The 25,291-nt window shown below is 50.0% G+C and carries 25 protein-coding genes; 7 read left to right on the top strand and 18 right to left on the bottom strand.

The window, feature by feature from the left end:
- Positions 1-1,761: an arginine--tRNA ligase gene (argS, locus tag CEK71_RS18640; RefSeq protein WP_088620792.1), complete on the bottom strand. Its 1,761-nt coding sequence runs from the start codon at positions 1,759-1,761 to the stop codon at positions 1-3.
- Between the two features lie 373 nt (positions 1,762-2,134).
- On the opposite strand from argS, the gene CEK71_RS18635 reads away from it, so the two are divergent.
- Positions 2,135-2,473 carry a c-type cytochrome gene (locus tag CEK71_RS18635; RefSeq protein WP_088620791.1) on the top strand — a complete coding sequence of 113 codons (339 nt, stop codon included), beginning with the start codon at positions 2,135-2,137 and terminating at the stop codon, positions 2,471-2,473.
- 327 nt (positions 2,474-2,800) lie between these two features.
- Here the strand turns inward: CEK71_RS18635 and CEK71_RS18630 are convergent, their stop codons facing one another.
- On the bottom strand, positions 2,801-3,397 hold the full coding sequence (locus tag CEK71_RS18630; protein WP_088620790.1) for a hypothetical protein: 597 nt from the start codon (positions 3,395-3,397) through the stop codon (positions 2,801-2,803).
- A gap of 1,424 nt (positions 3,398-4,821) precedes the next feature.
- On the opposite strand from CEK71_RS18630, the gene CEK71_RS18625 reads away from it, so the two are divergent.
- Complete coding sequence (locus CEK71_RS18625) at positions 4,822-6,156, top strand: hypothetical protein (RefSeq protein ID WP_088620789.1); 1,335 nt, start codon at positions 4,822-4,824, stop codon at positions 6,154-6,156.
- A gap of 234 nt (positions 6,157-6,390) precedes the next feature.
- Here CEK71_RS18625 and CEK71_RS18620 read toward each other — a convergent pair whose 3' ends face one another.
- From CEK71_RS18620 to CEK71_RS18565, 12 genes are all read right to left on the bottom strand, one after another.
- The gene (locus tag CEK71_RS18620) at positions 6,391-7,380 is read right to left on the bottom strand and encodes a GSU2403 family nucleotidyltransferase fold protein (RefSeq protein WP_088620788.1); all 990 of its coding nucleotides are present in this window, start codon (positions 7,378-7,380) and stop codon (positions 6,391-6,393) included.
- Positions 7,381-8,145: 765 nt separating this feature from the next.
- The gene (locus tag CEK71_RS22820) at positions 8,146-8,358 is read right to left on the bottom strand and encodes a hypothetical protein (protein WP_157679410.1); all 213 of its coding nucleotides are present in this window, start codon (positions 8,356-8,358) and stop codon (positions 8,146-8,148) included.
- Between the two features lie 50 nt (positions 8,359-8,408).
- Complete coding sequence (locus CEK71_RS18615; RefSeq protein WP_088620787.1) at positions 8,409-8,984, bottom strand: hypothetical protein; 576 nt, start codon at positions 8,982-8,984, stop codon at positions 8,409-8,411.
- The gene (locus CEK71_RS18610; RefSeq protein WP_198328321.1) at positions 8,984-10,060 is read right to left on the bottom strand and encodes an AAA family ATPase; all 1,077 of its coding nucleotides are present in this window, start codon (positions 10,058-10,060) and stop codon (positions 8,984-8,986) included. Before CEK71_RS18610 ends, CEK71_RS18615 begins: the two co-directional genes overlap by 1 nt.
- 518 nt (positions 10,061-10,578) lie before the next feature.
- On the bottom strand, positions 10,579-10,989 hold the full coding sequence (locus tag CEK71_RS18605; RefSeq protein WP_088620785.1) for a phage tail fiber protein: 411 nt from the start codon (positions 10,987-10,989) through the stop codon (positions 10,579-10,581).
- 110 nt (positions 10,990-11,099) lie between these two features.
- Entirely contained in the window at positions 11,100-11,303 is a 204-nt protein-coding gene (locus tag CEK71_RS18600; protein ID WP_088620784.1) for a hypothetical protein, read from the bottom strand.
- 97 nt (positions 11,304-11,400) lie between these two features.
- Positions 11,401-11,865: a hypothetical protein gene (locus tag CEK71_RS18595; RefSeq protein ID WP_088620783.1), complete on the bottom strand. Its 465-nt coding sequence runs from the start codon at positions 11,863-11,865 to the stop codon at positions 11,401-11,403.
- Positions 11,862-12,752: a hypothetical protein gene (locus tag CEK71_RS18590; RefSeq protein ID WP_088620782.1), complete on the bottom strand. Its 891-nt coding sequence runs from the start codon at positions 12,750-12,752 to the stop codon at positions 11,862-11,864. The genes CEK71_RS18595 and CEK71_RS18590 overlap by 4 nt, the downstream gene beginning before the upstream one ends.
- Positions 12,749-13,117 carry a hypothetical protein gene (locus CEK71_RS18585; RefSeq protein ID WP_088620781.1) on the bottom strand — a complete coding sequence of 123 codons (369 nt, stop codon included), beginning with the start codon at positions 13,115-13,117 and terminating at the stop codon, positions 12,749-12,751. The genes CEK71_RS18590 and CEK71_RS18585 overlap by 4 nt, the downstream gene beginning before the upstream one ends.
- A gap of 3 nt (positions 13,118-13,120) precedes the next feature.
- Positions 13,121-13,618, bottom strand: coding sequence for a hypothetical protein (locus CEK71_RS18580; RefSeq protein WP_088620780.1), 498 nt, complete (start codon positions 13,616-13,618; stop codon positions 13,121-13,123).
- Positions 13,619-13,741: 123 nt separating this feature from the next.
- A complete protein-coding gene (locus CEK71_RS18575; protein WP_088620779.1) occupies positions 13,742-14,539 on the bottom strand; it encodes a hypothetical protein in 798 nt (265 codons plus the stop codon).
- A 573-nt stretch (positions 14,540-15,112) separates the two neighbouring features.
- Positions 15,113-15,475, bottom strand: coding sequence for a hypothetical protein (locus CEK71_RS18565; RefSeq protein ID WP_088620777.1), 363 nt, complete (start codon positions 15,473-15,475; stop codon positions 15,113-15,115).
- A gap of 264 nt (positions 15,476-15,739) precedes the next feature.
- Between CEK71_RS18565 and CEK71_RS18555 the strand changes: the two genes are divergently transcribed.
- The gene (locus tag CEK71_RS18555; RefSeq protein WP_088620775.1) at positions 15,740-16,153 is read left to right on the top strand and encodes a hypothetical protein; all 414 of its coding nucleotides are present in this window, start codon (positions 15,740-15,742) and stop codon (positions 16,151-16,153) included.
- Positions 16,144-16,284 (top strand): hypothetical protein, encoded by a 141-nt coding sequence (locus CEK71_RS22815; protein ID WP_157679408.1) that lies wholly within the window; start codon positions 16,144-16,146, stop codon positions 16,282-16,284. The genes CEK71_RS18555 and CEK71_RS22815 overlap by 10 nt, the downstream gene beginning before the upstream one ends.
- Here CEK71_RS22815 and CEK71_RS18550 read toward each other — a convergent pair.
- The 4 genes from CEK71_RS18550 to CEK71_RS18530 all read right to left on the bottom strand — a co-directional run bounded on the left by CEK71_RS18550 (position 16,252) and on the right by CEK71_RS18530 (position 20,484).
- Positions 16,252-18,060 carry a monovalent cation:proton antiporter-2 (CPA2) family protein gene (locus tag CEK71_RS18550; protein ID WP_088620774.1) on the bottom strand — a complete coding sequence of 603 codons (1,809 nt, stop codon included), beginning with the start codon at positions 18,058-18,060 and terminating at the stop codon, positions 16,252-16,254. The two genes, CEK71_RS22815 and CEK71_RS18550, sit on opposite strands and share 33 nt — an antisense overlap.
- Positions 18,061-18,450: 390 nt before the next feature.
- Positions 18,451-18,681 (bottom strand): DUF2171 domain-containing protein, encoded by a 231-nt coding sequence (locus CEK71_RS18545; RefSeq protein WP_088620773.1) that lies wholly within the window; start codon positions 18,679-18,681, stop codon positions 18,451-18,453.
- Between the two features lie 179 nt (positions 18,682-18,860).
- The gene (locus CEK71_RS18540; RefSeq protein WP_198328319.1) at positions 18,861-19,841 is read right to left on the bottom strand and encodes a hypothetical protein; all 981 of its coding nucleotides are present in this window, start codon (positions 19,839-19,841) and stop codon (positions 18,861-18,863) included.
- A 391-nt stretch (positions 19,842-20,232) separates the two neighbouring features.
- Complete coding sequence (locus CEK71_RS18530) at positions 20,233-20,484, bottom strand: hypothetical protein (RefSeq protein WP_088620771.1); 252 nt, start codon at positions 20,482-20,484, stop codon at positions 20,233-20,235.
- A gap of 303 nt (positions 20,485-20,787) precedes the next feature.
- Here CEK71_RS18530 and CEK71_RS18525 point away from each other — a divergent pair, with 303 nt between their 5' ends.
- The 3 genes from CEK71_RS18525 (at position 20,788) to mutS (ending at position 25,162) form a co-directional block, all read left to right on the top strand.
- Positions 20,788-21,345 carry a ferritin-like domain-containing protein gene (locus tag CEK71_RS18525; RefSeq protein ID WP_088620770.1) on the top strand — a complete coding sequence of 186 codons (558 nt, stop codon included), beginning with the start codon at positions 20,788-20,790 and terminating at the stop codon, positions 21,343-21,345.
- A 798-nt stretch (positions 21,346-22,143) separates the two neighbouring features.
- Positions 22,144-22,560 (top strand): M67 family metallopeptidase, encoded by a 417-nt coding sequence (locus CEK71_RS18520; RefSeq protein ID WP_088620769.1) that lies wholly within the window; start codon positions 22,144-22,146, stop codon positions 22,558-22,560.
- A 73-nt stretch (positions 22,561-22,633) separates the two neighbouring features.
- Complete coding sequence (mutS, locus tag CEK71_RS18515; RefSeq protein ID WP_088620768.1) at positions 22,634-25,162, top strand: DNA mismatch repair protein MutS; 2,529 nt, start codon at positions 22,634-22,636, stop codon at positions 25,160-25,162.
- Positions 25,163-25,291: the final 129 nt, after the last annotated feature.

The raw sequence follows: 25,291 nt of genomic DNA, 5'->3' as shown, positions 1-25,291 counted from the left end.
TCACATAACTTCAGGCGTGTTAATGTTTAATAGGTTTAGGCCGTTTGCCAACACTTGCTTGACGGCGCAAACCAGATTCAGCCGCGCATTGCGCAGCGGTGCATCGTCAACCAAAAATTGGTGGGCGTTATAATAAGTATGCAATTCAGTTGCCAACTCACGCAAGTATAGCACCACTTGGTGCGGTTCATACTGTGCTGCCGCCTTTTCCAAGACTTCGGGATAACGGCCCAAGGTTGCCAACAAGGCCAACTCATGACTTTCCGCCAACAGCGGCAAGTTCGCCATGCCCAAATCAATATCGCGCGACCAACCTTTTTCATCCAATTGCCGTAACACGCTGCATACCCGCGCATGGGCGTACTGGACATAAAACACCGGATTTTCATTGGTTCTGGAAGTCGCCAACTGCAAATCGAAATCCATGTGCTGCTCGGAGCGGCGCATTACATAAAAAAACCGCGCCGCATCCTTGCCGACTTCGTTACGCAATTGCCGCAAGGTGACAAACTCGCCGGAACGGGTCGACATCTGTACCTTTTCTTCGCCCCGGTACAAGGTCGCAAACTGCACCAGCAGCACTTTCAGCTTCTCGGCATCCGCACCCAAAGCCTGTATCGCCGCGCGTACGCGTGGGATATAACCGTGATGGTCGGCACCCCAAATATCAATAATCTGGTCGAAACCCCGCGCCAGTTTGTGGTGGTGGTAGGCAATGTCGGAGGCAAAATACGTGTACTGGCCGTTTTCGCGCACCACCACCCGGTCTTTTTCGTCGCCCAATTGGCTGGACGCAAACCATATCGCCCCGTCTTGCTCGTACAAATGCCCGCCCGCCCGCAACTGCGCCAAGGCCTTTTCCACCGAGCCGTCATCCATTAACTGCCGTTCTGAGAACCATTGCTGATAATCGACGCCAAACTCGTGCAAATCGTCCTTAATGTCGCCTAAAATGTCGTTCAGGCCGATTTGGAAAAAATCCCGGTACAGTTTGCTGCCCAGCAACATTTTTGCCCGCGCGATCAGGGCATCAATATGGACTTCCTTATCACCGCCTTGCGGCTCGTCGGGCGGAATGCTTTCCTGCACCAACGCCGCCGGACGGCGGTAGTCGTTGCCTGCATTTTGGTGGATGCCCCGTGCAATGTCGCGGACATAATCGCCGCGATAGGCGTTGCTCGGAAACGGCAACACTTCGCCGCATTCTTCCAAATAGCGCAACCAGATACTGGTCGCCAAAATGTCCATTTGCCGGCCCGCATCGTTGACATAATACTCCCGGTGCACCTCAAAGCCCACCGCCGCCAACAAGTCCGCCAGCACCGAACCATACGCCGCGCCGCGCCCGTGGCCGACATGCAAAGGGCCGGTGGGGTTGGCGGAAACAAACTCCACCTGTACTTTCTTACCCGCCCCGCTTTGGCTTAAACCAAACGCCGCGCCCTGTTCGTTGATACGCGGGATAATCTGATACTGGGCATCTGGATTAACAAAAAAATTGATAAAGCCAGGGCCTGCCAGCTCCACTTTAGTGATCGCCGCATCAGCGGGTAGGGCGGCAATGATTTTCTCGGCCAATTGTCGTGGGTTGGCTTTGGCGGGTTTGGCCAGCATCAAGGCCAAGTTAGACGCAAAATCGCCGTGTTGTGCATCACGGGCGCGCTCTATCACTATTTGCGGCGCAATGTCCTGCGCCAAAACACCCTCAGTTTTCAGGCTCTCAAGCGCCTGCCGGATCAGTTCCTCTATCTTTTGTTTCATCGCCACACTGCACAGTTAAATCAAATTAAAGTGCTTCATTATCCACGAAAATTAGCCGATTATCCATTAAGACCTGCAATTGGCTGGCTAGCCCTTATTTACAAGCCACACCAAAGTGCCGATAATGATTCGGTATAAGGGGAGCCTTATGGCATCAGCCTGTTTTTGTTGTGGAAAATAAAGCCGCCGCTAGATACCGTTATCCGCCGCCTAAAAGGTGATGCGCGGCTTTAGCGGCAAAAATGAAAAAATTCAACAAAAGCATTGAATTTTTCGGCTAAATTCCATATTCTTTACGGGTTTAACTTTGCGTCGGACTGTACACTTAAATTAAAGCAATACAGTTCTTTTTTTAACATCAAGAGAGGTCATTATGAAAAAATCATTAATCACAATCGCAGGTATTGCTTTAATCGCTTTAAGTGGCCAAGCATTTGCTGACGAACAAATCGAAGTCGGTAAAAAAATCTATGAACGCGCTTTTGGCCGTGGTTGCGGCACTTGCCACGACATCGCTTCTAACCCACAACTGACCGCTTTAATCAAAGCCGGCCAATTGGACCGCGCTAAATTTGAAACCACTCTGAAAGAAGGCAAAGGCGGTATGCCTAAAGCCATCGCAGAAATCATGAAACAACCTTCAGTGGCTAAAGCCGGTTACGGCGAAGACCAAGCGGTTGACGCACTGTACAAATATTTGGAAACCAAATAAGCGTACTGTTGACCTAAATCGGGCCTTTCTTTAGCCCGAAAAAAAGCCGCCCCAAGTGCAAACCTGGGGCGGCTTTTTTGTGTCGGGACTTAAGCCTAAGCTTAGGAACGTGCATAAAATAAAATCTGTTAAACAGGCGAAAGTACGGCAACCCCCTCCCAGCCTCCCCCTTGGCAGGGGGAGGGGCGTTATCCCCCTGATTTTCGCCTGTATGACGGGGAAGCCATTTGCTCCCTCCCCTGCGAAGGGGAGGGCTGGGGTGGGGTTTAACACGTTGAGGAGTAATGGAACGCCGACTTAATTTTATGCACGTTCCTAAGCCTAAGCTTACTTGCCGCTCAAATACCGGACAATCTTTTCCCGCAACGGCAGTTTTTTGAGGTTTCTGATCCAGATGCCCGCCACGGCGGCGATCATCAGGCTACAGGAAGCCAGCGTCCAATAAATCAGCCGCTTTAATTGCGACATTTCCTGCATCAGTTGCGCATTCGATAGGCTGGCCGCCGGAGTAGGGGCAGCTTGGGCGGGTCCCGAATAGGTGCGCAACACCCGCACATCGTTTTTAATGTCTTCCAACGCCCCTAAAGACGCGGGAACCGCCCCGGCGCGTAGGCTTTCTTCTAAAGAGCGTAGCTTGCTTTCAATCGAGCCGCTGACCAAACCGACCATTTGCCCTTTCAGCGCGTTAACTTCCGCCGACAACTGCGGACTGTCCGCCGTTACCGTGCCATCATCCGCCGTCACTTTTTTATAAGCCGTTAAAAAATCATTGCTGGGCAGTAACAAAAAGCCCGTGACAAAAATCACCGTCATAAGGAAAAACACCCCCCTCAGCAACCATCGGTTGGTTTTCATCAACTGCTGGTGGGATGGCACACTTTGCAAAACAACAATTTCTGAATGGGTTTTATTTTTCTGGCTCATTATTAACTTCCTCTCGAAACGCACAACAGCCGCTTCGGACAAATTATTTATTATTATGGCTCTAATGGGTTTAGGGATACAGGCACAACAGGGCGTTAGGCTCACCAATACGCAAAGTACAAGGTGACACTGCCCCCTCCCCTGATGGGGAGGGTTGGGGTGGGGAGAATCTAAACAACACTTTTTTCATCAAATAGACTGAAAAATAAGTTGCTCAAAATGGCTTACACACAAAATACCCATCATTTCGGCAATCCCTTTATGCCTCGTGGGTATGCCAGAATGATGGGGGTTGAAGGTCGCTATGTTTATACTCTGAACGGTCCAGCCTTCGACAGGCTCAGGCCGAACGGTTAATCCTAAAAACCGAAAACTTGACCGTTTGAAGTATATTAATAGACAAAAGACCTTAAAACCCCTATATAGCCTCGTTTTATTCTCCCCAAGTAATTGCAGTTAGTTGAATTCAATGGATTTTATTAAAAATAGTTTAATTATTATGGTGATCCATTTATAGTAAAAAGATGAGTTTTTAATTCTTTTTTCGGTAGCGTGGTGGAAAAAATAAGGATTTTTCCTGATAAAACAACAAAAAACTTGCTTGGAAATCAGATACTAAGTAATATTTATATACCATCAATCCGACTTCCCTGATGCACTTATCAACAGCAATTAATCGATAAGTTTTTTATTGAACACAAGTTGCCCAGAAAGTATACAGAAACATAACTTAATAGCCACATTTTTACAGCAGGTGGTTTAGTGATTAATATATACTTCAAATGTTCAAATTTTCGGTTTTTTTGGGTAGGGTACGCTGTGCGTCACTGCCATTAAGTTAAGAAATTGTACTTGTAATTTCAACAAGATAGGATTAGCCGTTCACCCTGAGCTTGTCGAAGGGTGGGCGGTTAATCCGTCCATGGTTCGACAGGCTCACCACGAACGGATTAACGCACTACGCTCTTAATCTCTACACTATTGAAATATAAAGCATAAATCCTTAACTTAATGGCAGTGACGCTGTGCGTACCTTTAAAAAACTTTCATAAAATCAGTGAAAAAGGTACGCATAGCGTACCCTACGGTGAATTGTAAAAACCGAAAACTTGACCGTTCAGAGTATAGATATTAAAGCACCTGTTTTGTGTCCACCCAGTTTGCTTGTTATTTTAAAGCCCTCTCAAGTCTGTGCTTTTACCCCTGACTCATCTTGTGTTTCGAGGACACGGGCAAATACTCGATGATCAAGTTTTTCATAACGTCACTTCTAAAGAAAGAAGAAGGCGAGCGAATTGAGTTGGTTTTAAAACACAGCCTCCACCCACCAGCAGGTAGCACGCATTTTTACCCGCTTTGAGCGGTTCACATTGACACACCTACGGCAAAGCCGTAGGGTATTTTGACTAATTTGCGAGGAACAAATGAACTTAACGACTAAAAAAAACGTTTTCTTTAGGCTTCGGATTTTACCGCTTGTTCTTTTGGGGGCCTTTGAATTAGCGCTTCCCTTTAGTGAAGCCAATGCTACTCGTACGCTTTTAAGTATCACCCCCGCTTCATTTGACAATTCAACTTCGTCTAAAATTATTTTTAGCCCAGGCGGATTCAATGTTAATCCTAACACCCAAGCGATTAAACACCTTTGTTCTCTTCGTAATGGCACTTGGGTTATTTGGGACTCCACTATTTCTCCGGCAACAAACGGTGGATTTACAACTACAGGTTGTGGTATTGATCAAGCTACTGGGCTATTTACTACTCCTGATGGAAAGCCTACTGCTGATATGCAGGCCATTGGCATGGGGCCTGATATTTCTGACTACGAAAAAACGTATATTAAAACATTCAGTTTAGGTATAGATTCCGCAGGATACTCAATGGCGAGAAACAACGCCATTGTTCCCGACAACCAACTACCCACCACTGATATTTATAAAATGATAGGGAAATCTTATGTGTATGCTACTTCAATAGATCCAAGAATGAAAAATATTTCTGCTATTCGCTGGATATTGAATTCCTCATCTTTGCCTAGTGACCTTAAAGTACCAGTAGCGGCAGGAGGGATTCATACTGACGTAGGCTTTGATCACCTTAAAGGCGTTTGGCCCTTATATCAAGACAACATGGCTCCTTTGCTATTTTCTGATCCTTCAACTCTGACAACAGAAGCATTAACAGTTGAATCTGAAATGGCAATACCTCAGCTCTTCGTTAAGAATAGCGGTTTCACTCAGTCCAATTTGTGGATTGATCTCTTGCAAACAAGAGGGGATCAAGTCCGTTATCCTCTTGGTATTCAAATAAGGCTGATGGATTCGCGTAGTGGTGCGCCTTATACAGGCACAAGCGTTTCTTCTGCTTATTTCTCGACTTCGCTCGATAATACCGGTAATCTCCCAGGGATAACCGTCTCGCCTGACAATACTTTTCACCTAACTAATGAGGCAACCCTCCTCCCACCACCTGATAAGACAGGAGGTTATCAAAAAATTTCTTTTACGATAACAAAGCAAAATATACTGGATGTGATTGATCAAGTTAACGCTAAGATTGCCGACTCAAACCCAGACCCCGTAATCCGGGCCAATCGGCAATTTTCAACGGATTTGAGTACTGTTAGATTTCAAGGAGCTAAGATTGGCAGTGAAAGCGGGGCGCTTCTTACTGTGAATAATAAGAGTAATCCTTATGCTTCAGATTGGGGCGTACAGCTTCAAATCAATATCCAATATCTCAACGTAAATCAGGATTAAAAAGTAAAGGTAAAAAAACAATACCGTTCGGGCTAAGTATTGCCTAATGTTAGACATAAGACAGTTCCCTCCCCATCAGGGGAGGGAACTGTATTTAATTGCAACTTATTGTTTTTATTCAATTTAAATACTTGCCCAATGCTTAGCGGCTAAGTTGCTTATTCTGACGTTAAAAACTTGCTGACAGAGTTATCGCTCTAAGCCAACCATAGGCAAGCGGTTCTGCCTGAGATTTTACATCAGTATAGACTTTCTTATCGCTAACGGCATCGCCCTCAGCGCATCGTCACTAAAATCAAGAAAGGCCAGTTTGTCATTAACCAGCTTAAAAACGGCTATGGACTGTTCTAAATCGCGTTTTTTCTTATCAGGATTCCTGTCGTCTCTTGTAGACAGCCAATGCTTGTGCAGTGCAAAAGCTCTTGGATCGGGTACGGTAAGTCCTACAGGAAAGCCTTGCTCATCAATGCCGATGGCGGTGAATTTCGGGCACGACACTAACCACGCCAAGCCCTTTATCTCTACGGCCACTAAGTCTTCAGGAAAATCCGCCATTGAAGAATAGGTGCTAAACAACACCTTTTTACTGGCGGGTTGGATAAGGTCAACAATAAAGCCCTCTTTATTGGCTGCCCTGGCTGTATTGCCGCCCATTACCTCAAAAGATTTGTCAACGGATTTGAGCAGGCCAATAAAACCTCTTGGCTCTGCTGCCGCGATGCTTATTTTTTTTCTGGTATCCCACAAAACAGCACTATCTTCGGTTGCTACACTGTCTGGCTCAACATACACCGCCGCCGCCGCTTCATAAGCGTATAGGGCGCTGGTGCCGACAATCAGCGTTTTATTAGCCAATACCGGAAAGTCAGACAGTCGCCTTGAAATGTCGGCCAGCATACGCGGCACTCTGTTTGCGTAAACCGCCTTACACAATCTGGCATGTTTTGCTTGGTTGGTTTTGAGTGTTTTAATTCTCTCAGACAGTTCGGCTTTTCTGGTTTGAAAGTTGGTATAGATGGCTTCTGTTGTTTCGGATCGGGGGCCTAGGCTATTTTGTCTTTTGGCGGTCTGGTGTATCAAGTAATCAATGCCCGATAGCTTACGCCACATCATGCTGCCCTTGTAAGGATGCCATTTGTTCAGCGCATCTTGCCAGGCTTCATAACATTGAATGGCATTGATTTTGATTTTATTTGAATTGGAGTCTATCTCTATGAATTGCATATTTTTTCAGGTAAAAAATACATTTTTTGCAATTCTACCTGAAAATTTTTAAGAAACATATAGTTAATATTATTAAGCGGCATTTCTAGGGGTTTTTGCCTGCTTAACGCCGGCCTCTATAACGGTGCGTCTGGCGCAAACCGCCCCCTACAAAAACCCCCGCAGGCTCTAAAGAATGTGCATGAATAAAATCTGTTGAACAGGCGAAAGTACGGCAACCCCCTCCTCCTGAGCGAAGCCGGAGGGGTCACCCTTGGCTACACTGCCATTAAGTTAAGAATTTAGTATTATTAATCAGTACGTTATCTGTTCGTATAACGCCAAGTAGGATTAACCGTTCGCCCTGAGCCTGTCGAAGGGTGGGCGGTTAATCCTACTTGGTTCGACAGGGCTCTCCTGAGCTTGCCGAAGGGCTCACCACGAACGGATTAATTTAATCTCTACATTATTGAAATGTAAAGTATAAATCCTTAACTTAATGGCAGTGACCCTTGGCAAGAGGGGGATTAACACGCAGCCATGCAATGGAACGCCTACTCAATTTTATGCACGCTCCTAACAGATCAACACCTCCAACAATTCCGCTTTTCTCGCGCAATTAAGCTGGTTAATGACTTCACTTAAAGGCAAGCCATCCTGCACGATGGCTTCTCCGGTGTTTCGTTTTAAAATCTCGGCAAACTTCTTGCTCAGCCCCGCTTCGCCCTCTTTTAAATACAGGTTATAGATCAGTTCCCAATGCCTTCCCCCGACATTATTAAAGCCCTATTGTTTCGCCTCAGCAATCGCCTTGCCGCCGTTAGTGATTTTCTTGCGGAAATGGTTGAGAGAACGGATAGGGAACTCCCTGAACGTCAGGTTAGGGTAGCTGCTATAGTTTTTAACCTCTTGATTATCGCCACCAAAAATACGGTGGTTGCCTTGCCTGACATTAAAGTCCATATTAGAAACATGCCTCACCACGGTCTGGTGTGTCATACATTAGCAGAAGGGAATCACAATATACGCAAACCTGTAACGGCTATACCCTACAAATGCTGTTCAGCAAACGCATGGATCAATACCACGCTAACCCCGGCAAACAGTTGCTCAGGCATACTGTTGATGATTTTGCTTTCAAGATTGTCTAAAAACCTGATGATTTCAATCCGCCTGCCCGGTGCCGCTATCTCCTCATGAAGCGGTGCCACCACAACATAATAATGATGCAGGCCGTTAAGCAAATCTTCCGGTACATCAGCACAATGCTGGTTTAAGCGGCTGATAATCGTCAACGTGTCTTTATATTTAGCCACCAGCTCTTGATTAACCGCCTTATGCCTAGCTTTGATAAGATCCGTCCTTAAAGCCTTAGCCAAATTGGAGGCTTTAATACCCGCGATGTCATTCAAAATACGGTGCTGTTGCCGAGCAATATCGCTGAACTCCACCAAAGGAAAACCATCACCCCTAGGATAAATATAATCCACCGACTTTAAGGCATGGAGCTGACAATGCTTTTTTATACCCTCGCCATCCACTTTCAACGCCAACACCTCCAAGCGTAGCGGGAGATCGGCGAATTCATGATCCATCGCTTCTAAAAAATCCTGTAACGGACGCATCAGCCCAGCCACGCGCTATCGACAAACATCTCATAAAAAGACTGCCCCAAGTCCTCCTTAATCGCCGCGATACGCTTAAAGACATTGTCGCTCATATTCACCGAATTACCGTCGGCGGATAACTGGTTAATGCCAAAATGCGCATCTAAATCTAAGTTGTCCTGCTCCCGTTCCATGATATTTTCAATACACTTCATCATGTCGATACTATGGCTGGCGATGATGATATTAACCCCTTTGGTGCTGAGCTCAAACAACGCCTCGACCATCACTTTTTGCCACGAAGGATGCAGATGGGCTTCCGGTTCGTCGATAAACAAACAACTGCCTTCACCCAGCACACCGCGCTTAAGCAGCAACGAGATCAGCCCCAAATTCGTGATACCCAAAGCCGTCGAATGCAGGCCAACCCCGTCAGCATAGCCGTGTTCCTGAAAATAAAAATCGCCGGATTCCGATAGCTTAATCTCCCCGCCAATGGCGGCGTTAATCGTGTCTTGGTCTAAACCAATAGGATGGCTGATTTTGCGTTTATGGCTTAACTGATCCAATAGATCGTACACATACCTCGGCACACCTGTTAGATAATTGATTTTTTGCCAACCATACATCGACAATTGCCGCTTATCTTGTCTTACCGATTGCAATGCCGCCGCCATTTTCCAATACACTGGCGACTCCAGATAGACAATAGTATTAAACTGGCGAAACTCAGCAAAGCTGTCAGGGTTTAAAGCTACCGTTAATGCCGCCTTTTTTAGGGTAACGGAACCTAACTGGGCAAAATCAAACTGGGCAAGGTCATCTGCCGCCGAACGGTAATTTTTTAAATCGGCTAGGTTAGAGATTTGGAAATTGTCTTTTAGGGCATTAGCAAAGCTGTTGCTAATGGCAGAAAATAGATATTCGGTAGGATTTTCGACTATTTTTTTCAGTTCACTAATATGAGGCTCAACATTAGCAAGCAATCCCTTCATAAGAGCATCGTTATCTGCTACAGATACCAAGGTGTCCAAGGTTACAGATAGCGCATGAATCTCTTTCTTTAACAACGCATACTTTGTCACCTGAGCCATAAACGACAGCCTTTCGAATGAGTCTGCTTTTATTGTTTCAAGCATATTGAGTTGAAAGGAAAAATCTTCAAAAGCCACACGTTCTGCTTGGCTGAATTTTGGCAAAAAAGGAGAAAGAGAGGGTATTGCCATAATAATTTCATTGCAGCTATCAAAAAATCCAATCGCCAAATGATCCTTATTAACCGCATTAAAAAAACTATACAACGCCTTAGTAGCAAAACTCTTCCCCGAAGAATTCGGCCCTGCTATCACCGTAAACGGGCGCAGTTTTAAGCTTGCCGTATTAATTTTGCCAAAATGCCGAATGCTGATGTCCAGTTTCATGGTCAAGTATCAAAGGCACGGCAACCCGTGCGCGGATTAAATAATAATGGTCGGCATTATAGCGTTTTTTCGCTTGTCCCACGGCTATAAAAGCTACCCCCCAAACACACAAACGCCCAAGCAAACGGCACAAAACCATCTGCCCGGGCGGCGGGTACTGGCGAAAAGCCCGGCCTAAAGCGGCCTAGCTTTTAATTATCGATCTGTACTGTCAACGCGTTAGCGGCAAAGCTAGGGGTAGAGCCGGCGGTGATGTTACGCGAGTTGGTCAAGTTGGCGTAGACCAACAAATGACCCGCTGTGGCGGCATCAAAAATGCCCCATGCCGTAATTACGCCCCAATCCCCCGTGGCGGCAGGAAAAGAAATCGTGACGGCATTGCTGACCGTACCGTCGGTCGTAGGTTGCGTCCAATCGCTATCGCCAGGGGCGCAAGCGGCGCGGGCATAGCCGTTGCCGGAAATTTCCGTCACCGAACCTGCTTCACCGTCAGTGACCGCCGAGAACAGGGCGATATAAAGGGCAGTCGGTTTAGCGAACGTAGCCGAGCCAAAAATATGGCCAGCGATTTGGTTTTCGGTATAGTTGGTAAATGCGGTCATTAGGGAAACCCTCAAAAGTTAAAAAATCCTCGTACCTGAGTATAGTAACCCAAGCCGGAACGGGGATTTTTGCGGGTTTTCTTATGCGGGGGGCGGGGCGGCCTTGCCCCTCAATTTAACGCGCAAACCAACTCCAACGCCTGCTTAAACGCAGTCCGGCAGGTTTCGGGCTTGCTAAAACTGACGCGGATGGTTTTCTCGCCGCAGGGCTTTAAAATGATGATCTGGCCGCAACTATCGGCGGTCAATGCGTGGTAAAGGATGGCCGCGCCTTTACGTTGCGCGGTGTCGTGCAGGGTGGTCAATAAGTCCATTTACAATCATAGCAGGAACGCGCCAAGTGGCCACCGGATTCAGTGGTAGCCTAGCGCGGTAAAAAATAACGGGATGGGATTAAAACAAAACCACCGCTTATTGCGGTATACTCGTAATGCCGCTACCCGTTTGTACGCCTGAATGCTTATGGGTAGAGCTGACATTAATGTTTTCATGGGTCAAATCGCCGCCACTGATGGCGACATCGCCCTTAATGCTCGTCGTCCCGACCAACTCAATCTTATCGGCGGTCAGTTTTAACGTGCCGTCGGCAGTCAACTCAATGCCCTGCTGCTGCATACGGCGCACCCCCGTCGCGTTACCCGTGCGCGGGTTACGGTAGCCCGTAATAATAGGATAGCGCGGGTCGTCATCAATAAAATCCACCCACACCAAATCCCCCGCCTTAATCCGCACCTCGGTCAATGCCGACTTATCGCCGACCGCATACTCGATATGCGCCTCCGGCAACACCTCCGCCTGATCGGTAATACCGGGGATAGATACCCGGCACGTCCGCGTGGCCGCATCGTAACTGCTGATAACCGCAGGTTTTCTCATGTTAAAGCCTCCCCCAGCCACAGCCGGGTGTATTGTTTGCTGTGCGCCCCGTCGGACTCAAAAACATGCGCGGCGGTAATCACCGCCAACGCCTGCCCGCCCGCAAAACCGATTAAATCCCCCGCCGCAATCGCCGGGGCCAAATCAATGCGGTTGATGATTTTACGGCGGATCAGACAGCGTGACATATTCTGCAACTGCTGGGCATTTTTGTTCGGCACATAATAACTGCTGCGGGTCTTATCACGGTTGCCGTAGATAAAACTGCCGTCATCGGCCAGCGAATAAAAAGACGGCACGGTATGCCGCGCCAGAAACCCGTTCGATAGCGTATCCGCCCCGGTATCGGGCAAGGTGAGCACCGGCTTTTGGTTAAACAAATCGCCAATGCGGAAAAACGCCATCTTACCGTTTTTCCAGCGCAACACCCCGCCTTGCTCCTGCAACACCTGGGCCAGCGGAAAAGTCGGGCAACTGCCCGCCAGACAACAGAAATACGGCACGGTGACATCGCCGTCTATCCCCGCCAACCCCGCCCCGGCGGCTTTATAAATCGCCGCCAACGAGGTTTTTTCCTTAATAATCGCCTTAGCGCTGATAAACGCCGCCGTATGGCAATTATTGAGCAAAGCGATAACCTGCTTAAACTCCACCCCCTGCTTACCCTGCACCAACTGCGCCTTAGTGTCTTCGGGGTTGGCGATAATCTTAAACACATCTTGGTTAACGGTCAGCGTCCGGCCTTCCGCCAAATACTTGCCCGTATCCCCCGTCACCCGAATCTGCCCTTCAAACGTCAGCGGAATCGGTGCCAAATCCGAGCGCACCACGGCCTTTTTAAGCAAATCGCCGCGCACCGTCTTGCCGTTTTCTAAGGTGATGATCATGACGCGGTTATATTCTGCACGTTATTGATCTGCGTATTAAAGCCCGATTCGGCAGCAGCAATCGCCGTCTGCACCATTTCCGAAGTCCGGCCAAATAACGTTACCCCCATGACTTGCGCCGCCTCCAAATACAGCGCCGTCTCCCGCTCCACATACAGCAAAAATAACGGGCGGATCAGCGCCCATTCGAAATTATTCAGCGCCGTCGTTTCGTCAATAGCGGCAGGGGTGCTGGCCAGACGGATATAACCGTCATAATAGACCGTGGCGGCAATGGCCTGCGCCATCACCACCCGCTCGTCCAGCACCACCCCTAAAGGCCGCTCATTCACCAAAAAGCGGTTTACCAATTCGGTTAAGGTCATGGTTTAACCGTAAGTCGCGGCGCCGTCAACCGTTTCGCCATAGTAGTGATAATTGAGCTGGCCTGAAAAAATCAGTAACGTGGCGGAACCCCAATCGCGTTGCGGCGGTTTTTCCATATAAATATGGGCTTGCTCAATTACCTTATAGCGCAGATACGCGCGTGGCGTACCTTCGTAGATTTTCGCGTCAAACACCCCACCTTGGCTGATCAAATCCAACAAAAATTGGTCGCAAGTGCCCGCAACGGTTTCTTGAAAGGTAATCGGGCCGCTGTAAGACGTTTTAGCCTGACCAGGCTGCACCATTTTTGTCCCCAAAGGGCCCGGCACATCAATGGCTAGCTGGGTGGTGATAATAGGCCAAGGAAAGCTGTTGCACAAAAATTGGACATGCTCAAAGCCCTTAATGACCAAGGTCGCATCAGAGAGGATGGCCTTATTGCCAAGATTTCTGATATCGCCGTGGATTGCTTTAGTAAAAGACCCGGTACTGACTGCCATTGTGATAACCTCTTAGGAATAAATTGGATGGGGGTATCATAAGGGCTAAGACGGGAAGGAAAGCGGCGGTTTTTCCTAAGGGGGGTAAACGCTTAGGCGAACGCTGATTTTATGCAAGGCCTGTTAATAAAAATCGCTCCAAGCCTTACCGCAATTGGTTAGCGCAACAATATGTACGCTGTTGTCTGGCATCATGTTTTTATCCTTGTATTTGCTGGGTTCCCAGACATACACATAATCGGATAAACGGCCACACAGCCTTTCTAGCCATTCCAACGGCACACCACTGAAAAAATCCGCGCCAGACACTTGGCAACACTCGGCATTAAGACGCAGAAAATCATCAACATCTTGATAATGATAAGAAACCGTTGCCTCATGTTGGTTTTGCTGGTTTTGCTGGTTGGGCGGTTCTGCTTTTAACCTATCCGCCACGGCAATCCGTATTTTTTGTTCGTCAGAGAGAAAGCGGAAAGTCTCGAAACAAAACCCCGAATAGTTCAGCATCCCGAACACGCCACAAAATACCAGCACGATAAAGATAATTGATTTAGCCCCAGATATCAGCGTCAGCACAGGTTTTCCGCCTGTTGTTTCGCAAATTTGCCAAGCATCGCCCTGAAGCTTTGCCCTTAGCAATTGGGCGATAACGAAGACCAGCGGCAACACGGCAAAATCATGGCCTTTAGCAAGCAGCAAAGCCGCTTCCAAGCCGAAGAAAAAAACCAAAATCCACCGCAAGGCTTTGTATTGGTGGGTGGAGGGGCGCAACAAAAACAAGGCGGCGGCAAGAGGCAGAAAAAAAGCCACCCAAGCAACCGGGCTAAATACCGTGTCATTGATTGCATTCCAAGCGTTATGCGACGGGATAACGATCAATAACCAATTGATTGCATATAAAAAATAGTATGGTATTTGCATAGTATTGTCGCAGTCAAGTAAGGTACGCTATACAGTTCGCATAGGTCGGACACGCTGTTTTGCCCGACATTTTCCATTATCACCCGTTGCAAAATACCCGCCTTAAGGCATCTATGGCTTGGCAAGGACACAGGCAACCGGACGGCTTTTGTCGGGCAAAACAGCGTGCCCGACCTACGCGGCTAACGCCTTATCCGCTCAGCCTTGCTACCAGGCAGGGGATTTTCTGATTCTATCCTAAGCTCGGGAAAATCGGCGGGATAAAAAATAAACCGCACCCATTCCGTACCGACAATGCGTTGGCGCATGACGCAAAAACGTAAGCCGTATTTTTGTATGCTGTTGTGAAGCTTAGCGGACGGCACTTGCCCGATGGGAAAAACCGCCCCGTCCGCAGCTTGAAATAAGGTTGCCCGCCAAAGGGCGGAAAGGCTTATGTCATACCGAATATCCCATAAAAAACGCTTATGGAGCTTTTTTACTATGCGGCGGCTACGATGTTTACGCATATAATGAATGCCTTAGGCCAAGTTTCTACAAGTGGGGCAACCAATCCGCCTGAACAATACCTTACTACGTCGGCTCAACCAAGCTGGCAGTAAATGCCTTACAATAAAAGCAAAATACCCCCTCTTCCTGCTCCACCACCCGAAATTTCATCTCTTCAAGCTGCCGGTCTGCCACATCCTCAATAGTGACAAACAGACCGAACAGCCCTGCTTGCTGACTGATATGAATATCCACCGCCCCGATAAAAACCAACTGTAAATCCTTCGTGCTGCCCGCCGAATAGCGGCTTAAGAGAATCTCAATATCGTATCCATTGGGATAGCCATGATCACTGAGCGTTCTGGTGATGTTTAGGGCTTTTAAATACGGGTAATTACGCAACTGGTGCAGGTCATCATATTGCCAAATAGTATTGTGTATGTGCATAGCGATTGAATCTTATCGTTTTTTTAGTTCGCGTAGGTCGGGCACGCTGTTTTGCCCGACATTTTCCATTATCGCCCGTTGCAAAATACCCGCCTTAAGGCATCTATGGCTTGGCAAGGATACGGGAGACCGGACGGCTTTTGTCGGGCAAAACAGCGTGCCCGACCTACGCGGCTTGTTGTTTTAAATAGCTCTACAATATACGATGGTTAAGTTATTTATCCGAATGTTAAAAACTTGATGCTCGAAATAAAGGAAACTGCCATGGCCTTTGCTAATGAATACCTGACTGATGAACAGGAAAGAAAAAAATACGGTTCTGCCTACGTCACGATAGACCGTGAACGGGATGCTTGGTTGACCCGAAGCGGCGGCGGTGGGGAAATGCCAAAGTTTGTGGAACTCCACTGGAAAAATGAAGAAATCAAGATGCATGCTTATGATCAGGCAAAAAAAAATGCCGAAGGGACGTATGATATCGCTTGGCGTGTCGCCAAAATGCGCATCCCTGAAAAATTGGAAAGATACCGTCAGGACATACTCGAAATGGTCAGGGAAGCATTGATTAGGCATAAAGATCGGGGCTGTATTAAATGGGATCAGCAAATAAAAACCGTCCACGTTGAGTTCAACGACCGCATCATCAATTATAACCCCGGAGACATTATATGGATGTGAACAGCATCAAGACCGCCATCGCCCCAACCCATCACCTTAAAACGGGCGGCTTCATCCTGACGGAATGGGCAACTGTCAGGCAGAACCGCTTGCCCACCTTACTGCCCATCCTCCGCCGCATCATCCTGTAAAATCCGTTCCAACTCCGTCCGTTGAATCCGCGCAAAATTAACCAATGCCGATTCGTTATCAAAAAACGCGAACGAGGCTTTCAGGGCGGTATCGTCATAATCCCTAAACTGTGCGGCCTTGATGCGCATCTCCTCGGCGCTGTTGCCCAGCGTCACCATAATATGCTGCGCCATTGCCAGCGAGGAGTCGAAGATTTCCCGCTTGTAATAATCCACCCCCGCCTTGTCCAGCTCGTAAGCGTGGCGGCGGTTGTGGGCGCGGGCGAAGATTTTTAGCTGCGGAAATTCGGCTTTAGCCAGTTTGACGATGGCCACACTGGTTTCCGGGTCATCGACCGCGACCACCAATAACGACGCTTTCGCCGCTCCCGCGCTGTGCAGCAAATCCAAGCGCGAGGCATCGCCGAAATAGCCTTTAAAACCGAATTTACGCAACAACTCGATTTGGTCGGGGTCTTTTTCCAGCACCGTCGCCTTAATGCCTTGAGCGGTCAAAAACCGCCCGATGACCTGACCAAAACGGCCAAAACCGGCAATGATAATGGCATTGCCCTCGGCGAAACGGTCATAATTTTGCTCCGGCAACACGCTCATAAAACGCGGCATGATAAAGCGGCTATACACCAGCATCAGCACCGGAGTGATGGCGATGGAGGTGGCGACCGCCAAGGTCAGTAAATGCGCTTGCGCGGCGGGCAGAATCGCCAAGCCCCCGGCAAATTGGAACAGCACAAACGCAAACTCGCCGCCTTGCGCCAAGGCGAAAGCCACGCCCAAACCGTTTAGGCCGTTCAGCCCGAACAGCCGCGCCAGGATAAACAACAACAGGCCTTTGACGGTGATTAACAGCCCTATCGTCACACCTAAGCGCAACGGCTGCTCCGCGAACAGGCCAAAATCCATGCCCATGCCGACGGAAATAAAGAACAAACCCAGCAACAGCCCCTTAAACGGCTCGATGTCGGTCTGCAAAACATGGCGGTATTCGGAATTGGCCAACACCACGCCCGCGACAAACGCCCCCAACGCGGGTGACACCCCCACCGATTGCATCAGCAAGGTGATGCCCACCACCATCGCCAACGACAAGGCCGTGAACACCTCGCGCAAGCGGGTTCTGGCGACTTCGCGGAACAAATAGTGCGACAAATACCGTCCGGCGACCACTACCCCAGCAATGACAGCGGTGACCACCAGCGCTTGCAGCCAACCCGGCAAACTGGCGATCAGATTGGCGTGGTTCTGGATGGCGGCAGGCACACCATGCCGCGCCAGTAACGGCATGATGACCAGTATCGGAATGACGACAATATCTTGGAACAACAGCACGGCAAACGCGGTCTCGCCGATGGTGGTGTCCATTAGCCGCGCTTCTTGCAGCATCTGCAACACCAAGGCGGTGGACGATAGCGATAAGGCCATGCCCGCCGCCAAACTGAGTTGCCAAGAGTAGCCGAAAGCCATGCCGATGGCGGTAAACGCCGCGCTGGTCAGCAATACTTGCAAACCGCCTAAGCCGACAATGGCCTTACGCAACCGCCACAGCGAGGCCGGTTCCAGTTCCAAGCCGATGATAAACAGCATCATCACCACGCCGAACTCGGCAAAGTGCATGATTTTCGTGGTATCGCCCATCAGCCCCAAACCGAACGGGCCAATAATCACCCCCGCCGCCAAATAGCCCAGCACCGAGCCGAGTTTAAAGCGGCTCGCCAGCGGCACGACCACACAGGCCGCCGCCAAGAAAATGAAAATGTTAAATAGACCGTTGTCCATGTTCTGCTCCGGCAAATAAAAAAGGCATTGCTAGGGCGGCAGCACCGTTGCGCCCCAGAGCAAAGGTGTATCAGTAATAACAGAATACAGATTATTAGGCCATTGTGCAAAGGGCTTAAGAGGCGGGCGGCTCGACATCAAAGTAAGCAATACCTTTCAGGATGCTTGCGTATACCTATGCTTCAAACGGTCAAGTTTTCGGTTTTTAGTGGGAGGGAGCGCGGGCATCTTGCCCGCCAGTTGCGGGCAAGATGCCCGCGCTCCAAAAACCGAAAACTTGACCGTTCAGAGTATATCTACAACAGGATAAACCCATGCACATAAAAAAGCCCCGACACTTTAAGGTATCGGGGCTTTTTTAAAGCGCTTAATCAGGCTTTTTGAATAGCTTTACGCTACGGTTGACCACTCTTGCATAGCCTGGTCGCCAGGACGGTCTATTTTGACTTTGCCGTTCTCGGTTGAAATGACCCAAGCTAGCGGAATGTAATGGTGCTGGCCGGTTTTGTCTTTTGTCAGCTTAATGGTGCTGGCCCCTTCCATGTGGTCAACAACGGCAAATTGGCCGTCTTGGGAGCAAACAACGGGCATATCGGGTTTAATTTGGGCGGCATTAATCATGGTGATTCTCCTAAGCTCAATCTGAGCGGGTGATAATTGCCCATGCCGGGTATCGGCATGGGATGGATGGACTATTTAATGCATGAACAACGCAATCAGGATAATAATGGGGATGGGGATGCCGAGAAAATACAAAAGGATTGAGCGCATAATTTTTCTCCTAAACAAGTGGGTTGTAATTACAGATCACGTTGCCGACCGCCGAATATAGCGGCGAAACTGGCGACAAAGGCACCTATCAGCAACGAGATGAACAGCCAGAGCGAGGCATAAACAGAGGCTTTGCGGGTAGTATCGGCAACGGTTTTCGCCGTTGTTTCTTGCTCATGCAGCCTTGCCTGCAAACGCTCATAGACGCTATTGACCCGCAGCTCTGCACTTTGCTGGCTCAGGCCAGTGCGTTGTGCGACCACTTGGCCGACATAGCGGCTGTCTTCTTGCGGCAATGCTCCGGTTAGGATGGCATTTTTAAAAATACGGTCCACTTCGGCGGTCAATTCACCTCTGTTTGGCTTGGCTGGCGGCATGGGTGGCAGGAGGGTTTCGGGCTCAGCCATGGCAGGGTCAGCTAGGGTAGGATCTGCTGCGGCAGGCGCGTTTGGGCCTTTGCGGAACAAGGCATCGACAAAGTAACCCATCACACCGTTGTCATGCCGGCCTTTTTCGGAATGTACGGCTGCCATGTCGCCCATGGCGGCAGCGCCGATGTGTGCCCCGCCACTAACGATTGAGCCGATCACTGTCGTGAGCAGCGCGGCGGTCGCCAGCGAGGCGATGGCCCAAGCCAGGAAGCCATGCGCGGTGTCGCGGAAATAAACCTCATCGGTATGTACGTCCAGCCATTTTGTCCTGAGCCTGCCCGCAAGATAACCGCCCATACCCGAAGCAATCAGCTGGGTGACGATCAGCCACAAAATGGTCGAGACACCAAAAGCCGCCGCGCTTACGCCGTTATATGACCAAGGCGATACCGAGGACAGCCCTAAGCCTATCCCTAACATCAACAGGATGAGCGACAAAGCCGCCGCCCCCGCCGCCCCCGCCATAATGGCGCCCCAAGACACGGCACTAGATCCGGCTTGCAGGGGTTCCTGGCAACAGGTGGACGGGTCATCCGCGTACCCGAAGGTGTCCGCGCTTAATAAATCAGAAGGAGTCATAATGTATTTCCAAGCAAGTGGGTTTAGAAAATTTTGCACGATGTGCAACGGCCTATCTGTTCGCTTTCGCACATATCAATGGCTAATTTGCCGGGCAAAAACCCTAGCGGATGGTTGTTCCGTTAGCGGTTATTATCGGTATTACCCAAAAATTGGCGTTCATTTTGCACCTCAGCGTGTTCAACCCCACCCCAGCCCTCTCGGCAACCGCTCCTGCGTTGCTCTACCTCCTGCATCCATGCAGTCGCCCTTGGCAGGGGAGGGAGCGAACGGCTTCCCCGTCGTACAGGCGAAAGTTAGAGGAAAAAGCCCCTCCCCCTGACAAGGGGGAGGTTGGGAGGGGGTTGCCGTACTTTCGCCTGTACAACAGATTTTATTTCATGCACGTTCCTTAATGCGCCAATTTTATGGGCGGCAGCTTAGTGATGCCGATATTGCCGTCAGCTTGTATGGCTGGCAGTTTGGTGACCGCAACGTCGGCATCGAGTTTAACGGCGATGGGTTTGTCAACAATCCAATAAAGGGCAATGGGCTTATCCGTGGCGACATTCAAGTTCACGGTAAGCGGATAACACGCCGATAACAAACAAGCCCCACATAGTGCCAATTGCCCTTTAAAAAATAGGCAAAGCGTTTTATTCATATCATCACCTGATTAGCAAAGGGCTTTAAGTGATTCATAGGGTATCGCTCTAGTATGGCAAGTGCCGTCAAAGGTAACTGAACCATCCCGCAATACAGGATGGTGGCCTAAGGCTAGGTTATGGCCTTGCAAACACTTTAACCGGAAAACTCAGCGGAGTCGGTACGGTACAGCACAATAGGCCGGGGTGGTTGCAGACGGGGCGGCTTAGCTTTATGCGGCACAACGCACCGACCACACGGGCTTTTGCCGCTAGTATCCACGCCTTATCCACCCTTTAACAAACCCCTAAGAGAGAACACAATGACAAACCAATTCGTGATGACCGATACCCCTACCCTGCGCCAACGCGCCCGCCAACATATTGAAGCGGGTGCGGTGACGGTAGGCTATGGCGCCGACCGGGAGGCCGTCCTTACCTTGCTGAATGGTGCGCTGGCGACTGAGATTGTGTGCATGTTGCGCTACCGCCGCCATCACTTTATGGTGCGGGGCATCCACTCCCAGGCGGTGGCCGAAGAATTCCTGATGCACTCGAACGAAGAACAAGGACATGCCGACCTGCTGGCCGAACGCATCGTCCAACTGGGCGGCGAACCCAATTTTTCACCCGAAGGTTTATTGGCCCGCAGCCATGCCGAATATGTGGAAGGAGTGACTTTGGTGGATATGATTAAGGAAAATCTTGTGGCGGAGCGGATAGCCATCGACAGTTATCGGGAAGTTATCCAGTATTTGGGCAACCAAGACCCGACCACCCAGCGCCTGCTGGAATCTATCCTTGCGGTGGAGGAAGAACATGCCGATGATTTGGCCGACTTATTGTTTGCCATGCCACCGGAACAGGTGGATGGCCACTAAAGACCGCGCATGAAATAAAATCTGTTGCACAGGTGAAAGTACGGCAATCCCCTCCCAGCCTCCGCGTTCCATGGGCGAAGCCGCAAGGGTGGGGGCGGTAATGGGTGATGATACCGCCCAGCCGAGTATGCTCAGGACGCAGGGCAGGTTCTTGTTGCGCACGGTTTTGCGGTTTGGGACTAGGCCTTTGGAGGGGCTAGGGTGCTGCTCAGAAGGGGCTAGGTAGTTGCCATCGTGCGGCATGAAGGGTTAAATGCGGCTAAAAACACGGATTTGCCCAGCCGCACTGGCTTTAATCGGGTATGTCTATGGGCAATGAGTCAAAATCTAATGCACAGCCTTGCCCTTTGTTTACCGGATCATTTTCAGGAAAACAAAGCCAGTTTTTAATACTCGATCATCAAGTTTTTCATAAAGTCACCTCTAAATAGTGGGGAAGATTAGCGGAGAGCTAAGGCTTGTTAAGGTGGGCAACTCCCTCCCCTGATGGGGAGGGTTGGGGTCACTGCCATTAAGTTAAGGAAATTCTGTTCAGAAACAATGTTTTTTCTTCCTTTTATGGAAGTTCAGCAACCCCCTTGCCGATGTCTTTTGTCTGGGCGGGTTACGGTGCTTTCGTTCCAAGCAAGGGGATTCCATTGCAAATTGTTGTTTTTACTTAATTAAAATACTAATCCAATATCTAGTGGCTAAGTTGCTTATTCTAATATTAAAAACTTGATGATCGAGTTACAGTCGATGTGTTGCGGTTGAAATGTTAAACTTTACCCCTTCTACTTTTCAGCCCTCCGTACACCCATGACCGAAGCCATCCAAATACCGCGCAAAATCGCCAACCAACTGCTACATAACGCCCAACTTGCCCCAGAGCAAGAAGTCTGCGGCTTAGTGGGCGCTATCTCAGGCGTACCGACCCGCTGCTACCCCATCACCAACATTGCCGAGTTGCCTGAGCAACGGTTTTTACTCGACCCGGCGCAACAAATCGCCGCGTTCAGTGCCATGCGCGGGCACGGCGAGAGCCTGTTCGCCATTTACCATTCCCACCCCCACGCCCCCGCCCTGCCCTCGGCGACGGATTTGGAACTGGCGGCCTACCCCGATGCCCTGTATTTAATCATCTCCCTAGACACCAAAGGCATTTTGGAAATGCGCGGGTTTTATCTGCACGGACACAGCAGCCGCGAAGTGTCACTCGTGCTGAGCGAAGCCTAAGCCCTACCAGCCCAACCCCATCCACCTTTGCCGTTATTTGTTAATGACTTCCAGCCCGACACCGCACACCCCCATGATGCAGCAATATTTCCGCATCAAGGCCGATTACCCCGACACCCTGCTGTTTTACCGCATGGGCGATTTTTACGAGCTGTTTTTTAACGATGCCAAAAAAGCCGCGCAATTGCTCAACATCACCCTGACCAGCCGGGGCAGTTCGGCGGGCGAACCTATCGCCATGGCAGGCATCCCCTACCACGCGGCGGAAAACTACCTCGCCCGCCTGTTAAAACACGGCCTCTCGGTGGCGATTTGCGAACAAATCGGCGACCCCGCCACCAGTAAAGGCCCGGTCGAGCGCAAAGTGGTGCGCATCATCACCCCCGGCACCGTCACCGACGAAGCCTTGCTGGAAGACCGTAAGGACAACCTCTTAGTGGCGGTGTTCCAAAACCAACAAACCTACGGCATCGCCAGCCTGGACTTAAGTAACGGGCGGTTTATCCTGCAAGAACTCAACGGCGAAGACCAACTGCTGAGCGAAATCGCCCGGCTAAACCCCGCCGAACTGTTATTCGGCGAAGACTGGTCAGCCCCCGCCGCCCTTAAACAGCGCAGCGGCTTATGCAAACGCCCGCCTTGGCATTTTGACACGGCCAGTGCCCGGCAATTGGTGCTTAGGCAATTTAACACCCTAGACCTGAAAGGCTACGGTTGCGACACTTTGCACACCGCCATCGCCGCCGCCGGGGCGTTATTGCAATACGTTAAGGACACCCAACAAAGCGCCTTACCGCATATCCAAGGCATCCGTGTCGAACAAACCGACGACTGCATCCTGCTCGATGCTGCCAGCCGCCGTAATTTGGAGCTGGACAGCCACCCGACCGGACAACTGCAATACACCTTGTTCGGGGTGCTGGACAAAACCGCCACCGCCATGGGTGGCCGCTGCCTGCGCCGTTGGCTCAACCGCCCCTTGCGTGACCATGAGGTGCTGAAAAACCGCTATGCCTGTGTCGGCAGCCTGCTCAACCACCTCCATTACCAAGCCGTACAGACCTTACTCAGACAAGTCGGCGATATTGAGCGGGTCAGCTCGCGGGTAGCCTTAAAATCGGCACGGCCCCGCGATTTGCTGGTACTGCGCAACACCTTAGCCGTCTTGCCCGACTTGCAACACTGCCTGGCCGACAGCGATAACCCGCAAATTGCCCAGTTACGCGGCCACATCGGCGAGCAGCCCGCCTTATTGCACTTACTGCAAACTGCCCTGATCGACAACCCACCCGTGCTGATCCGCGACGGCGGCGTATTGGCGGCGGGCTTTAACGCCGAATTGGACGAATTGCGCGACCTGAGCCAAAACGCCGACCAATTTTTATTGGACATGGAAACGCGGGAAAAAGCCGCCACGGGCATCGCCAACCTCAAAGTCAACTACAACCGCGTCCAAGGCTATTACATCGAAATCGCCAACGCCCACAGCGCGAAAATCCCCGCCCATTACACCCGCAAACAAACCCTAAAAGGCGTGGAGCGTTATATCACCGAAGAACTGAAAGCCTTTGAAAACAAAGTCCTGAGTGCGCGTGACAAAGCCCTGGCCTGTGAAAAAGCCCTCTACGACGGCCTACTGACCACCATCGCCGAAGACCTCGTGCCGCTGCAACACTGCGCCGCCGCCTTAGCGGAACTGGACGTGCTGACCAACTTTGCCGAACGCGCCGACAGCCTCAACCTCGCCGAACCCGTGCTAAGCGACAAACCGGGCATCCGCATCACGGGCGGGCGGCATTTAGTGGTTGAGCAAGTCTCCGACATTCCCTTCATCGCCAATGACTTGGTTTTCTCCCCACAACGGCGGATGCTAGTCATCACCGGCCCTAATATGGGCGGTAAATCGACCTACATGCGCCAAGCCGCCTTAATCGTCCTCATCGCCCATATCGGCTGCTACGTCCCTGCCAAAGCTTTACACTGCGGCCCAGTGGACAAAATCTTTACCCGCATCGGTGCGTCCGACGACCTCTCCGGCGGCCGCTCGACCTTTATGGTGGAAATGTCAGAAACCGCCAACATCCTCCACAACGCCACCGCCAAAAGCTTGGTGCTGATGGATGAGATAGGCCGCGGCACCAGCACCTTCGACGGCCTGTCCTTAGCCTGGGCGTGCGCCGATTATCTGGCGAAAGAATGCAAAGCCTTCACCCTGTTCGCCACACATTACTTTGAACTGACCACCTTAGCGGAAGAGCAGAAAATCATCCACAACGTCCACCTAGATGCCATGGAGCATGACGACAGGATTATCTTTTTACACGCCGTCAAAGAAGGCGCCGCCAGCCAAAGCTACGGCCTACAAGTCGCCGCCCTAGCAGGTGTACCCCGGCAAGTGATTGAAAAAGCCAAACACAAACTACAACACCTAGAAAACATGGCCTACCAAGAACAGCAAAAAGAAACCGGCACCAACCAACTGGACTTGTTCTCCGCCCCCGAATGCCACCCGGCAGTCACCCTGCTAGAAGAAGTCAAACCCGACGAACTGAGCCCTAGGCAGGCTTTAGATTGGCTGTATAAATTGAAAAGTTTGGTTTAAAAAGAGGATTAATTAAATATTAATCAATAAGTTGAATAAAAATAGCAAGTAGGTCGGGCAAGCGGTTCTGCCCGACAACAGCCATTAGGCTTGTCGTACCTTTTGGCGCGAAATAAAGCCGTTAATAGG

Source organism: Methylovulum psychrotolerans (assembly GCF_002209385.1).
In the GTDB taxonomy this organism is placed as follows: Bacteria; Pseudomonadota; Gammaproteobacteria; order Methylococcales; family Methylomonadaceae; genus Methylovulum; species Methylovulum psychrotolerans.
Note: the sequence above shows the minus strand (reverse complement) of the source record. Positions and strands in the feature narration are given on the sequence as shown.

Bases quoted from the DNA above. Each gene is read 5' to 3' on its own strand.
- CEK71_RS18595 (WP_088620783.1), bottom strand. From the start codon at position 11,865: ATGAGAAAACCTGCGGTTATCAGCAGTTACGATGCGGCCACGCGGACG.
- CEK71_RS22815 (WP_157679408.1), top strand. From the start codon at position 16,144: ATGGATGTGAACAGCATCAAGACCGCCATCGCCCCAACCCATCACCTT.
- CEK71_RS18525 (WP_088620770.1), top strand. From the start codon at position 20,788: ATGACAAACCAATTCGTGATGACCGATACCCCTACCCTGCGCCAACGC.
- CEK71_RS18625 (WP_088620789.1), top strand. From the start codon at position 4,822: ATGAACTTAACGACTAAAAAAAACGTTTTCTTTAGGCTTCGGATTTTA.
- CEK71_RS18610 (WP_198328321.1), bottom strand. From the start codon at position 10,060: ATGGCTCAGGTGACAAAGTATGCGTTGTTAAAGAAAGAGATTCATGCG.
- CEK71_RS18630 (WP_088620790.1), bottom strand. From the start codon at position 3,397: ATGAGCCAGAAAAATAAAACCCATTCAGAAATTGTTGTTTTGCAAAGT.
- CEK71_RS18555 (WP_088620775.1), top strand. From the start codon at position 15,740: ATGGCCTTTGCTAATGAATACCTGACTGATGAACAGGAAAGAAAAAAA.
- mutS (WP_088620768.1), top strand. From the start codon at position 22,634: ATGATGCAGCAATATTTCCGCATCAAGGCCGATTACCCCGACACCCTG.
- CEK71_RS18605 (WP_088620785.1), bottom strand. From the start codon at position 10,989: ATGACCGCATTTACCAACTATACCGAAAACCAAATCGCTGGCCATATT.
- CEK71_RS18590 (WP_088620782.1), bottom strand. From the start codon at position 12,752: ATGATCATCACCTTAGAAAACGGCAAGACGGTGCGCGGCGATTTGCTT.
- CEK71_RS18585 (WP_088620781.1), bottom strand. From the start codon at position 13,117: ATGACCTTAACCGAATTGGTAAACCGCTTTTTGGTGAATGAGCGGCCT.
- CEK71_RS18575 (WP_088620779.1), bottom strand. From the start codon at position 14,539: ATGCAAATACCATACTATTTTTTATATGCAATCAATTGGTTATTGATC.
- CEK71_RS18550 (WP_088620774.1), bottom strand. From the start codon at position 18,060: ATGGACAACGGTCTATTTAACATTTTCATTTTCTTGGCGGCGGCCTGT.
- CEK71_RS22820 (WP_157679410.1), bottom strand. From the start codon at position 8,358: ATGACACACCAGACCGTGGTGAGGCATGTTTCTAATATGGACTTTAAT.
- argS (WP_088620792.1), bottom strand. From the start codon at position 1,761: ATGAAACAAAAGATAGAGGAACTGATCCGGCAGGCGCTTGAGAGCCTG.
- CEK71_RS18620 (WP_088620788.1), bottom strand. From the start codon at position 7,380: ATGCAATTCATAGAGATAGACTCCAATTCAAATAAAATCAAAATCAAT.
- CEK71_RS18520 (WP_088620769.1), top strand. From the start codon at position 22,144: ATGACCGAAGCCATCCAAATACCGCGCAAAATCGCCAACCAACTGCTA.
- CEK71_RS18540 (WP_198328319.1), bottom strand. From the start codon at position 19,841: ATGACTCCTTCTGATTTATTAAGCGCGGACACCTTCGGGTACGCGGAT.
- CEK71_RS18600 (WP_088620784.1), bottom strand. From the start codon at position 11,303: ATGGACTTATTGACCACCCTGCACGACACCGCGCAACGTAAAGGCGCG.
- CEK71_RS18565 (WP_088620777.1), bottom strand. From the start codon at position 15,475: ATGCACATACACAATACTATTTGGCAATATGATGACCTGCACCAGTTG.
- CEK71_RS18635 (WP_088620791.1), top strand. From the start codon at position 2,135: ATGAAAAAATCATTAATCACAATCGCAGGTATTGCTTTAATCGCTTTA.
- CEK71_RS18530 (WP_088620771.1), bottom strand. From the start codon at position 20,484: ATGAATAAAACGCTTTGCCTATTTTTTAAAGGGCAATTGGCACTATGT.
- CEK71_RS18545 (WP_088620773.1), bottom strand. From the start codon at position 18,681: ATGATTAATGCCGCCCAAATTAAACCCGATATGCCCGTTGTTTGCTCC.
- CEK71_RS18615 (WP_088620787.1), bottom strand. From the start codon at position 8,984: ATGCGTCCGTTACAGGATTTTTTAGAAGCGATGGATCATGAATTCGCC.
- CEK71_RS18580 (WP_088620780.1), bottom strand. From the start codon at position 13,618: ATGGCAGTCAGTACCGGGTCTTTTACTAAAGCAATCCACGGCGATATC.